This window comes from Arachidicoccus ginsenosidivorans, assembly GCF_007971385.1.
GTDB lineage: Bacteria > Bacteroidota > Bacteroidia > Chitinophagales > Chitinophagaceae > Arachidicoccus > Arachidicoccus ginsenosidivorans.
Map to the genome: position 1 here is coordinate 5,518,554 of NZ_CP042434.1, position 12,007 is coordinate 5,530,560.

The 12,007-nt window shown below is 35.8% G+C and carries 11 protein-coding genes; 4 read left to right on the plus strand and 7 right to left on the minus strand.

Features of this window, described 5'->3' with window-relative positions; all coding sequences use genetic code 11:
• From FSB73_RS22100 to FSB73_RS22130, 7 genes are all read right to left on the minus strand, one after another.
• Window positions 1-579 carry a serine acetyltransferase gene (locus tag FSB73_RS22100; RefSeq protein ID WP_225974272.1) on the minus strand — a complete coding sequence of 193 codons (579 nt, stop codon included), beginning with the start codon at window positions 577-579 and terminating at the stop codon, window positions 1-3.
• Between the two features lie 263 nt (window positions 580-842).
• Window positions 843-2,156, minus strand: coding sequence for a transposase family protein (locus FSB73_RS22105; protein WP_146784473.1), 1,314 nt, complete (start codon window positions 2,154-2,156; stop codon window positions 843-845).
• 337 nt (window positions 2,157-2,493) lie between these two features.
• Complete coding sequence (locus tag FSB73_RS22110) at window positions 2,494-3,462, minus strand: SDR family oxidoreductase (protein WP_146787385.1); 969 nt, start codon at window positions 3,460-3,462, stop codon at window positions 2,494-2,496.
• 47 nt (window positions 3,463-3,509) lie between these two features.
• A complete protein-coding gene (locus tag FSB73_RS22115; protein ID WP_146787388.1) occupies window positions 3,510-5,882 on the minus strand; it encodes a GumC family protein in 2,373 nt (790 codons plus the stop codon).
• A gap of 44 nt (window positions 5,883-5,926) precedes the next feature.
• A complete protein-coding gene (locus FSB73_RS22120) occupies window positions 5,927-6,673 on the minus strand; it encodes a polysaccharide biosynthesis/export family protein (protein WP_225974273.1) in 747 nt (248 codons plus the stop codon).
• A 417-nt stretch (window positions 6,674-7,090) separates the two neighbouring features.
• Entirely contained in the window at window positions 7,091-7,366 is a 276-nt protein-coding gene (locus FSB73_RS22125; RefSeq protein ID WP_146787394.1) for a hypothetical protein, read from the minus strand.
• A 21-nt stretch (window positions 7,367-7,387) separates the two neighbouring features.
• A complete protein-coding gene (locus tag FSB73_RS22130; RefSeq protein WP_146787397.1) occupies window positions 7,388-8,278 on the minus strand; it encodes an MraY family glycosyltransferase in 891 nt (296 codons plus the stop codon).
• A 777-nt stretch (window positions 8,279-9,055) separates the two neighbouring features.
• Here FSB73_RS22130 and FSB73_RS22135 point away from each other — a divergent pair.
• The 4 genes from FSB73_RS22135 (at window position 9,056) to FSB73_RS22150 (ending at window position 11,953) form a co-directional block, all read left to right on the plus strand.
• The gene (locus FSB73_RS22135; protein WP_146787400.1) at window positions 9,056-9,715 is read left to right on the plus strand and encodes a LuxR C-terminal-related transcriptional regulator; all 660 of its coding nucleotides are present in this window, start codon (window positions 9,056-9,058) and stop codon (window positions 9,713-9,715) included.
• Window positions 9,716-10,331: 616 nt separating this feature from the next.
• A complete protein-coding gene (locus tag FSB73_RS22140; RefSeq protein WP_225974274.1) occupies window positions 10,332-10,493 on the plus strand; it encodes a response regulator in 162 nt (53 codons plus the stop codon).
• A gap of 16 nt (window positions 10,494-10,509) precedes the next feature.
• Window positions 10,510-10,719 (plus strand): hypothetical protein, encoded by a 210-nt coding sequence (locus FSB73_RS22145; RefSeq protein WP_225974275.1) that lies wholly within the window; start codon window positions 10,510-10,512, stop codon window positions 10,717-10,719.
• A gap of 412 nt (window positions 10,720-11,131) precedes the next feature.
• Window positions 11,132-11,953 carry a hypothetical protein gene (locus tag FSB73_RS22150; RefSeq protein WP_146787405.1) on the plus strand — a complete coding sequence of 274 codons (822 nt, stop codon included), beginning with the start codon at window positions 11,132-11,134 and terminating at the stop codon, window positions 11,951-11,953.
• The last annotated feature ends 54 nt before the right edge of the window (window positions 11,954-12,007 follow it).

Sequence of the window (12,007 nt, forward strand, 5' to 3'; positions counted from 1 at the left end):
TTAAATTTTTTTATTAATATATTCAAACGAACCCAAAAAAGAAACTACCTTTGCGGGTACTCCCACAACAACTCCACAATCGGGCACATCTTTTACAACTACAGCATTAGCGCCAATTGCAACATTTTCTCCTATTGTTATTTCACCAAATAGCTTCGCACCAGGGCCAACATATACGTTCTCTTTTAGTGTTGGCACACCTAACTTCACACCTCTGTTACTTTGGCCTATAACCACCCCAGGAGAGATATTACAATTTTTACCTATTATCGCTCTTTGATTTATAATAATGTTTCCAAAATGACCAATATAAAATCCTTTATCAATAAATGTTATATAAGGAATCTGTAATCCAAATTTATAACTATAATGCAAATATCTCCATTTACAATAATAAAAAACAGGTGACTTGTGTTTTGAATAATATGCACAACACCTCATCCAAAATAAAAACTTAAATCCAGGCTTTCTAAGATAGCATTCTAAAAGAAGTTTTGTGCATTTGGGCCTACCTGTATACCTAAATAAATCGGCATAAATAAATTCTTTTAATTTTTTAAAATTTTCTATATTTGACATATATATTATGACTTAAAATATTGCCAATACCAATTTACAGCTTCTTTTAATCCAGTTTCAATATTGTGTGAGGGTTCAGCAATTCAGAGTCAATTTAAGTAAAATTTCCGTTACTGTGCTAATTTCCAAGACTAGGCATAGCTCCGCCAGCCCAGCAAGCTGAGTCAATTTAGTAGCGTAGTTAGTAGGTTTAGGTTTGGTTTTAGTTGGAGTTAAGAAATTGGTTTCGTAAGGTTTATGGGCTTATCCTCCCGCCTCTTTATCTATTCCAGGCGGATTTGGCACCGTTGCCTGTTTTGCATGATCGTTTCTTTGCATAAGACCCGTTCCAATAAAACAGATTTAAGCCGGTCCCACAGCATTTTTATGGTAACCTTTGACTGTTTGACAAGCTTAACCACCGCCTTTGACTTTATAGTTAATTGATGAATTATATGGGCTATTTGCAGCAGTATATAGTATTTATACAGGTTCATGATGCTTTTGCGAACAAATTTGTGCTCCATATTGAACCCGTTATTCTTCTGATCATTGAATCCTTTGTTTTCTATTAGCCATCTGCTGCGGCCAGAAGACATAAAACGTCTGACAATTGATTGAAGCTGTGGGCTATCTAAATTAATGTTTAGGTTGGTAATATAGGCGAACTTGGTCACTGCTTGACTGTTATGCTTTGGGAATCTCCCCTCCATATAGTTTAACTGGTGGTTTTGGTGTTGGAGGTTAGCAGCCCATAGATATTGAACATCTCCTAGGTTTGCTTCCTTTTGCCCTGGATTCAGCACTTCCGGGTACACAAAACTAACTTTTTCTAGGGTGTCCTTAATCTGCTCGTCCAGTTTTGGAAGGTTACCGTCTTTACGAGTAATTATATATTTCCAGCCATATTGCTCGCATTTTTTCATAACCGTTGCATTGGCATAGAGCCCATCTAAATGCAAACAGATAGGCAGCCGGGGAAACAGTTTGTGTAACTGGTCTGCGAGCCTGGAGAAGGCAGCCAGTTCACAGTCCTGCTTGTCATAAAACCCTTTTCCTTCATTACTAAGTAATTCACTGGCCACAGACAGGCAAAGGCCATTATCCGTTATGATTTTAGCTTCTAGTACACTGGCATAATAAGTAGTTGTATTATTTTTTTTCTTGGAAAGCGCTCCATCCAATGGTGGGGTGTGATAACTCGCAACTCCAGTAGCATCCATTACAATATGATAATAACCTTCTGCCGGATTAATCACTTTGGATCGGATTAAAGCGTTAATCATCTTGCCTAATACCAATATCAGGTCTCCAGCATCTACTGTTTTAATTACATTGTTCACCGTGTCAAAGTGCGCTAATTGCATGTCGCCGTGTAATGCTTCAAAATTATCCTTAAAATAGCTCCCATCTTTCCTTAGTTGGTTCATGTTATTACGGGTTGAACCCTGAACCTGAAACATGTGAATGACCTGGGTCAATAGGTTAGACATGCTATATTTACAACAGTTATCAATCCGGTGGTCCTTCACCTCGCCAAGCCAGTCCGACAACTCAGGAAAGAAATGATGGCTCACTTTATTTAGCTGATAAATCAAATCAGCGGTGCTTAAATCTTGAAAATTCTCCTATGCAAAAAAAGTGCCAAAAACAGTGAAGAAAAATTGTAATTAAATGATTATTATTTGTTTATAATTTATATATATTGTATATTTGTAGCAGCTCTTAACGTAAAAAAAGGCCCGTCTAGGGAACGGGCTGTCAACTGAATGTTGATAAACAATAAAAATTATGGAGAATATTGAGGCATCGCCTAGGCGATGCTGTGTCTATTATATAATATTTATTTTAATGCATAATTTACACGCCTAGCCCTGCCATTGCGATTTGCTGACCATACAAAGAAACAAAATAAAATTAGTGCGAAAAATATTTTTACCGACCTCTGAAAGCTACGCTACCAGTAAAAAGAAATTTGACTCTGAATTGCTGTGAGGGTTGGTACCCCAAGAGACTCTTAGCCTTTTCTATGCTTGCCAGAGAATGAGGAATATCTCCATTGCGATTAGGGCCGTATTTTATTTCCACATTGCCTATTTTATCATCATAGCTGGATAAAAAATCTTTTAAATAACCAACTAAATCATTCAATGTTGTTCGGTCACCAACAGCCGTATTGTAAACAGTATTAACTGCATCATTATTATCAACAACAGAAATCGCTAATTCATTCATTTGTATCACATTATCGATGTAAGTAAAATCTCTTGAATAATTTCCATCTCCATTAATAATGGGGCTTTCATGAGCCATTAATTGCATTACAAATTTTGGTATAACAGCAGCGTAAGCTCCATTAGGATCTTGCCTCCTACCAAAAACATTAAAATACCTCAATCCAATCGTCTCTAAACCATATGTTTTACTGAAAATACCAGCATATAATTCGTTTACGTACTTAGTAATAGCATATGGAGACAGTGGATTGCCTATTATTTCTTCAACCTTAGGTAAGCCTTGGGAGTCACCATAAGTTGAGGAGGACGCTGCATAAACAAATCTTTTCACTTTCGCATCCCTAGCTGCTACTAACATATTTAAAAACCCAGAAATATTCACTTCATTTGTTGTAATAGGGTCATTTATTGATCTTGGAACAGATCCTAAAGCAGCTTCGTGCAATACAAAATCCACATTTTTACATGCATTATGGCATGTCTCCAGATCTCTTATATCACCTTCAATTAATTCAAACGATTCATTTGACATATATAATTCAATATTATGTCGATGGCCTGTAGAGAAATTATCTAAAACACGAACACTACATCCCTTATTTAAAAAATGTTCCACCAAATTGGAGCCAATAAAACCGGCTCCCCCTGTAATTAATATTGATTGCATTATTTATCTATTTTCTATTTAATTTTTGATTATGTTCTTTTCGAAAATCAACTTTTCAGCTTTTTCCAGAATCCCTTTTTAATATGCTCTCCATAGCCGTAACCATACCCATATCCATAACCATACCCATAGGTGTTTTTCTTCTTGGCATCATTTAATACAACCATAATATGATTAAGTTTCTTATTAATATAAATGTCATTAATAATATGCATCTGCTCCTTAAAGGTATAATTGTAGCGAACCACATATAAACAACTGTCGACCAACTGATTTAAAGAGAAGGCATCGGCTACCTGCCCAATTGGAGAGGTGTCCAAGATAACATAATCAAAACTAGTCCTTAACTCCTCCAATAAGGTCTTTATCCTCGGACTCAGTATTAACTCTGCAGGATTCGGTGGTATGGGACCAGCACCAATTACATATAAGTTATCCACTTCATCTACCGGTACAACTAAATCCTTAGAAGTCAAACTCTTATCAATAACATAGTTGGTTATACCCTTATTGGAGGTCATATTTAAGCCTTTTAATAGCTTTGGCTTGCGAATGTCAAATTCTAATATAACCACCTTTTTACCAGTTAATGCGATACTGGCGCCCAGGTTGGTACAGAAAAAGGTTTTCCCTTCTCCACTCATACTGGAGGTTGTCAATATCACCTGATTTTGGGTATCGATAGAGGCAAACTGCAAATTACTGCGCATGAGCCGGAACATTTCTGCCACCGGTGTCCTCGCCTTATCCTTGATAACTAGGCTATGTTCCTGGTTGCTGTCATCTGAGTGAGCAATTTCCCCTAATATTGGTGTATCTGTCTTGTCGGTGATATCCTTCTGTAGGCGTACTTTGTCATCTAATAGATCCTTAGCATAAATACCCCCAAACGGTATTAATACCCCTAAAATAGCCGCGGCCAGATAAACCAGCATTTTTTTAGGGCTCACTGGCTTATCAGAAGACATAGTATCCTGGATCGTACGGGAATTAGCAATCGTTGCGGCTAGTGATAATTGCGCTTCCTCCTTCTTTTGGAGCAAATAGCTATACAACCCTTCTTTAATGCCTTGCTGGCGTTTAATCTCAAGTAATTGGCGCTCAACCTCAGGGGTATTTTGTATTCGGGACTGGAACTGGGCATAATTCTGGCTCAAATTAGCTTTGGCCATCTTCATACTTTGCTCCAAGTTGTTCAAATTCTCTTTGATACTATTACGCACATTCAAAATATCTGAATCTATCCCCTTAACTAGAATGTTACTTGGTTCAACACTCAATAATAATTGTTTACGCTTTAGCTGCAACTCATTAAATTTCGCGACAAGCCCATTTAAAGTAGGATCTTCGATACCTAGAGAACTGGGTACCAAAGTATATTCATTACCAGGTGCATTTATATACTTCTGGATCGATTGAAGCACTTCTAACTGCAGCTTTGACGCTTCGGATTGCTTATACAGATCTGAAGCCTGGTCAAAATATTGTTGAATATCAGCAGATACATCCGTGATTTGATTATTTTCCTTAAAGGTCGCCACTTTCTTTTCGACACCACTTAGCTCCTCAACTAGGCCTACTAAGCGGTTATCTATAAAAGCTATGGTATTGCTGGCTATCTGGTTTTTATCATTGATCGCTTCCTTATTATATACTTTAACCAGTTTATTGATAATATCAATCCCTTTATTAGGGACCGCACTTTGCATGGAGATCGTAAGGGCACTCGCATCCTTATTTACCGCAGCAATGGACATTTTGCTATTTATTTCATCCGCATATTTGCGAAGATCATGGAAAACTAAAACGATCCCCAGACCACGGTGAAATTCAACCTGCTTATTTAAATTAATAATAAAAGTTCCATAGGGACGCACAACAGGTTGCCCGAACTGAAAAGTCTTGGTCTCAAATCCATCGGTCAAAACAAAACTATTGGTATTTTTCAATTCCAGGTTGACCAGCTCTTTTAAATGGAAGGCAGAGGAGTCTAACTTTAGGACTTCTACCTTTATGGGAGCATCATCTCCGTAAACTTCTGAAGTTTTAATGGTCCCTTTTATAAAGATTGAGGTTTGGAGTTGCGGCATTTCCTGAAAAGTTCGCTGTAACAAACTTTTACTTTTAAGCACTTCCAGCTCATTATCAATGTTTTGATGTGATTTAAAGATATCCAGGTCTGCAAAAGCACTTGCAGCCCCACCGGATGTACCCATATCTGGACCCTTTTTATCATCTCTAATCAACAATTCTGTACTTACCTGGTACATAGGCGTTGCATAGCGTAGGTAAATAAAAGCCAAGGCCAAACACACAATGATACCAGCTAAAAACCAGTACCAGTTCCGTGTATATTTGCCAATCTCAGCCTTGAGATCAAAACTGGATTCTGGTTGGGCGGAAAAACTTTGTTCATTCATATACGTAAAATAAGGTCTAATGCAGAGATTGTCTTTTAATAAAATTAAAGTACACGCGATAATACAATAGCTAACGCTGAAATCGTTGCAGTAATAATAGGAATCAAACGGATATAACGCGTATCGGCCTGCGCCGCTTTCAATTTATTTTCTGGTTGCACATAGACAACATCATTTTGCTCCAAATTATAATAGGGAGAGTTCAATACTTTACGATCATTTAAATTTAAATGATCTATAGAACGAATTCCATTGCGTTCCCTGATCACCAAGACATCATTTCTGATGGCATAAGGCGTCATATCTCCTGCCAACCCTAAGGCTTCCAAGACATTTACTTTATTGTTGTTAATGATAAAAGAACCCGGATGCGCCACCTCTCCTATCACAGTCACCTTAAAATTTAGCACGCTAATATTCACAATGGGCTCCTTAGTCGTCTGGGCAGCTAGTTCTACAATCTTCTGCCGGGCAGCTTCAATCGTCAGCCCCCCTAGCGCGATCTTGCCTAACAAAGGATATTCAATATTACCATCTTTGTCTACAATATACCCATTGGGCAAGGTGGCACTTTGGCTCGCTCCTACAGGTAGCCCAGAAGATGTGCTAACACCATTTAAATTATTGTTGTTATTTAAAGGTAAAGATCCACTATTTAACAAAATATTTGCATCGGCATTCAAAGTCGTGATCTTTATCGCCAGCGCATCTCCTGGCTGAATACGAGGTTCTACGGCATTGTTTATCGCTTCCTGGTATACGCTATCAGGTAAATTGCTGAAATAAACCAAATTCCTTTTAGTTGCACAACTAGAAAATATTAAAACTATGGAACATATAAGCGTTAAATACTGGAAACGAACTCTAGACATATTCTAAATTTGGGCAAAAATAACTCTCTTTTCAATTATAAACAAGTTGAATTACAAAGATTTGAAGCTCCTTAAAGACTAATCCCCATCTTTCAGTCTTTTATTCTGAATGATGGGGAGATTCATTTGGGACAAAATGTAAATTAGAGTAATTTATTTCAACAATTTTTGTTTAACCACTATAAACAATAGCTTTAACAACTCACACACGAATGGCGTCACCATTACCAATTACAAAAAAATGTATACCATCTTAATTTCTGAATAATGATTGCATAAAACAAACCACACTTCCTCCAGATATAAAACTAATATATTATATTAGGAAACCATGTATTATACTTTCCTGGCCCAACATCTAAAATCATCCCATGTACATTTATATTGTTTCATTCTTTTTATAAACCATTTATGATTGATATCTGTCACAGTAAAAGACCAATCATCAAGTTCTACTATTTTATATGTTCCTGATTTAGAATGTAATTTAATTTTATCTCCCAGGTTCACAAAAGGGTTTCTAAAATTATTGCCAGTGTCCTTATTATCACTATAGCCAGACACTTCCACAGGGCTATACAAAAAAGCAGGTAGTTGATTAAATTTTGCCATAACCAAAAAACAGTATTTAATTTATAAATTAATTTTTATTCTATCTTTAAATTTCGTTTTAGATAATCCATATCCAATTAGCCAAATCACTAATAGTGAAAACAGGAAAAGTATGCCCAAAATCAAATTAATACCAATATGCAAATAAACAAATATTATAACCAAGCCTATTAAAACCGCTTGGACCATTACCAACAAATAAGGAATAAGCGATTTTTTAATTCCTTTTTCTAATAAAAGCTGCTGAAAACCAATATTATGATTCCAGGGAATTCTGAAAAACACAAACAATATCATTCTCCTTAAATAATAGAACAATGGAAATAGCAAAAATGAAAGCGTTACTGGAATATTTATAAGCAAATTTCTAAAACCTCCATAACCATGATCTTGCTTCATGATAGCTACATTAAATAAATATAGACTCATAAATCCTAATAAAAAACCAATCAATAAACAGCCATTCTTTCCAATAACAATTTTACATTTTGCACTTTGAAATTTGAAATAGCCAAAGAGGCTACCCACCATTCCAAAGCACAAAATTGCATAACCATGTAAATTTAATAAAGCCGAAGCAAGACCGAAAATCAAAAAAGTAAATCCTGCTATGGGAGCCAAAAGTCCATCCAATTGATCAAGGCGGTTGGCAAGCCTTACCGTTATGTAAATTATAATAAAGGACAAAAAGTAGCCTCCTAATGTTGGTATTTCATAAATATCCAATAGCCCGCCTAATGAAACCACTTTAAGTTGAGCCATCCAAACAATCATTAACAAGGGTATCGATTCCATAATTGTTAATGTCAATGGTTTCCATTTAACAAGATCATCTCTTAAGCCCGTAAAGAACATAAAACAAGTAGCAGCTAATATCAAGTGCCACTCTGCTATTTTAAACCATTGATTCAAAATAGTATTCAAAAAGAAAAAACACCCAAAATAGCCATTCCGCCCAAATTAGAAACGACCGTGTCTCCATGATAATGGCTTTTCTTTTTAAAAATATGCTTCTTTAAATCCATAATCAAGATTTGCCGTATAATAAATGACACAACTAATAGATTAATAATAAATACGGCTATATAAATGATAATTGCGGATAAACTCGTAAAATGGTTCACAATTTAATTTTTAAATCTTCATATTAGAAAATCCAATTAGAATTTCATTTTATGATACGACAATATTAAGCACATTTATGTTTTGAAATATAACAAAGACTATTCTAACAAAATCACCAATCACTATGACTCATAAACTTTAAATAAAAAATAATGCCACCCGAAATTCCAATTATTAAAAACAGAAGATTCCATATTTCGTTATCTTAATAACAAAATAATGGCAACCCGCCATCTTCTTAAATACCAGTTAATTTAATGGTCCAAAAGTATTAAATTCAATTTTAATTTATTATAGTATTATTACTACAATTTTTTGAAGAAATATTAGATCACTTTAAATCGATTATAATTATGCCAGTAAGGGCTCACCAATTATTCATCTTCGATAAACTAATCCTAAAATCGTCAGCTTAAATTTAATTTGAGCCTTAAATAGGAATTTGATTAATTATTCACGAATTTTAGGCAATTATTTTCTGAAGAGATCAATCATTTAAATGGTTTCTTTGAAAATTAATGAATGATTATCAACCAATAAGAATCTTGGCCAAACCATACTATTATGTCTTTCAATATTTTAATCGCAAGTAAGCATTTCCCTATAGCTAACGGGATGGACGCACTTGCTCGTTCTATTTTAGGCATTAAGGCTAAAATAGAACGAGCACAAAATTTCATTGAAGTTATCCATAAGATTGGAACCAAAGAGTTTAACATGCTCATTAGTGATTTGACAATGGAAGGAATGGATAGCTTTACCATGATTGAAAGAGCATTGTTATTATCCCCTGATCTACGAATTCTATTTATAAGCTTGAATCAGAGCTATATATTCGCTCCTAGGTTTATGGAAGCGGGTGCATACGGTTTTATACGGACCACGGAAGGCGAAAAGGAATTTAAAAGGGCTATTAGTCAGATCTATTTAGGCAAACGATTTGTCCCTCAATGCCTATTGGACAGTTCTATGGGAAACAATGACAAAAAAAATATTCAAAATCCCTTCAACCTTTTATCAAAGCAAGAGTTTTCGGTTCTCCTTCTTTTGCTAAAAGGAATTGGTATTAAAGAAATTGCTTCCATGACCGATTTAAAAATATCAACTGCCAGTACCTATCGGGTACGAATTTATAATAAACTAGACGTTAATAACTTAATTGAACTTTTTAATCTTGCAAGGCACTATAATATTACCACTATTAACATGGATGTAGATTTTTGATTTACTTTCCCTTTATTTAAACAGTAATCTGCAATCAAGCTTATTCAAAAATTACCAGTATGCTTCACGACAAGTAGGGCCATTAGAAACCTAGCCAAAAGCTAAATCATTGACATAACGACTGCCAATTACCACAGTATTGATTAATTGGTTTTTGACCTTATAGATTGATATCCAATCTGCTCACTTACATAAAGCAAGGTACCCAAAAAGCTGAAACAAAAACAGTCGCCCATAGCAGTCCTTCTAGTACCAATAGCATATTGTAGCTAATGGGCTCTATGCTAGTTTGGATTTGACCCAGGTTTTGACTTAGACCTACAATTTATTGAGAGTGAAATTCCTAAAGCCGATATTGCTCAATATTGCCGAAGGGGAACACGACTATTTACCGAAACGGAGCATTGTTGATTGCTGATATCAATTGCATTAAGTTTGAACCATATTTAGGTTACTGTTATTATTTTACGAGCCCAAAACTCTCCCATAATCCCCAAATGAACGTATTGACTATCAATGTATAGTATCAGACAGGCCTTAAATAAAATGGACGGGGATTCACTGTTGTACTTCTTGTCATGATAGTTCCTAAGTCGATGGCCTCATAGCCATCGATTTGCTTAGCAAGGTTCTTGGACATGAAAGCTTGCCGATTATTGCGGTAACTGCCCAGGCTATTCCTGGGGATGCGGAGAAATGTCTGGCAGCAGGGGCCAATGCATATGTTTCTAAGCCGATTGATGTAGATTTACTGGGGGATTACTGGTGGTTTTCTTAAACAAAACTTGTCACAGATGGAAACACCGATCAGGGATCTGCAGCTCAGTATTATATTAAATGATCTGTTGGATATTTATGGGTATGATTTTACTGCTTACGCAAAGAGTTCTTTAAAAAGGCGGATTAATCGGTTGTATGCTTTGGATAGGTTTCCTAGTTTTGCGGAATTTAGGTATAGGTTCGGATGGATCAGAACTATTTTAATCGTTTTATTGAACAGTTGACGGTAAATATCACCAAAATGTTCCAGGATCCGTAGTTTTATAAGGCTAGGCTTAATTTACTAAGGTACTCCCAAGAACTGGCTTCCTATCCTTAGACCCGGATCTAACATGAGTGCTATCTTTATCATTAAAGTAGGCCGGCTTGTGTAACATAGGCCATTTATGGTTGCAATGCTTGCATTATTAAGTAACCAGTGTAAGGAAAGCGACCCGGCCTATAAAAATCTGACGCATCCATACTATTTTGATCAATTGAATGTTTGATTATGCATTACATTTGTGGACAAATCGCTAAAGATTGGATTTATTGATGAATTATGAGTTTTTTAGGTGATGCCTATGCTCACCTGATTATGGAAATTGAAATGATAAAAAACTAACCAAATAATATTAAAAAAGGATCTTATATAAAATGCACCAAGAATTAAGTAAAGAGAATCCAGTCGTAAGATTGAGGGCGTTTAGAGCGGTTGATGATCCGGTTACCTGTGAACGGTTTGTTGAGGGGCATACGCAAGTACTAACAAGCATTGGAGTAACCAATGTCACCTCCTCTAAACATGGATGGACAGAAAATCCCGCAGCATTTGTCATAATAGTGGAATCCATGGATGGGCAAAAGGTCTACGGTGGCGCCCGGGTACATATAGCAGGAGGAAGTGAACCTTTGCCAATTGAACAGGCTACAGTGGCAATGGATTCTAAGGTAACGGACATTGTTTGGCAATATGCTGAACAAGGAACCGGGGAAATATGCGGCCTTTGGAATTCAAGGGAAATAGCTGGTTATGGTATAGGCAGTATCTTTCTGACAAGAGCGGCGGTTGCAATTTCCTCTCAAATTGGCCTTACTTCTTTATTCGCGTTATGCGCTCCCTATACAATTGTAATGGCCGAAAATGTAGGTTATCATAAATTGACCACAATTGGTAATAATGGAACCTTTTATTATCCAAAAATGGATCTTTTGGCTACAGCCATGATACATTTGGATATTAAGGAGTTAAGTTCTGCTGACACTGAGAATCGCCATGCAATTCTCAATCTTCGTCAAAGTTTTAATAACGTCAGATCTGAAACATTGCGTAAGAAGTCTATTGAAATTCATTACAATTTAAGTATTCCACATTTAGAAAATTGGAATATTAAGGAAACAATTGACCACGCGAAAAGAAAATACCTGAAAAAAGGTTGGAAGAATCATGATTTAAACCTTTTTTCTGGGCAATCTTGATAATTACTTGCTGTAAATACTTCATTTTTATTATTTTGAAACAAATTTTCACTC

What these genes read in the sequence shown, in the direction of transcription:
- FSB73_RS22100 (WP_225974272.1), bottom strand. Translation starts at nt 579, where the DNA reads ATGTCAAATATAGAAAATTTTAAAAAATTAAAAGAATTTATTTATGCC.
- FSB73_RS22145 (WP_225974275.1), top strand. Translation starts at nt 10,510, where the DNA reads ATGGAAACACCGATCAGGGATCTGCAGCTCAGTATTATATTAAATGAT.
- FSB73_RS22110 (WP_146787385.1), bottom strand. Translation starts at nt 3,462, where the DNA reads ATGCAATCAATATTAATTACAGGGGGAGCCGGTTTTATTGGCTCCAAT.
- FSB73_RS22115 (WP_146787388.1), bottom strand. Translation starts at nt 5,882, where the DNA reads ATGAATGAACAAAGTTTTTCCGCCCAACCAGAATCCAGTTTTGATCTC.
- FSB73_RS22135 (WP_146787400.1), top strand. Translation starts at nt 9,056, where the DNA reads ATGTCTTTCAATATTTTAATCGCAAGTAAGCATTTCCCTATAGCTAAC.
- FSB73_RS22125 (WP_146787394.1), bottom strand. Translation starts at nt 7,366, where the DNA reads ATGGCAAAATTTAATCAACTACCTGCTTTTTTGTATAGCCCTGTGGAA.
- FSB73_RS22150 (WP_146787405.1), top strand. Translation starts at nt 11,132, where the DNA reads ATGCACCAAGAATTAAGTAAAGAGAATCCAGTCGTAAGATTGAGGGCG.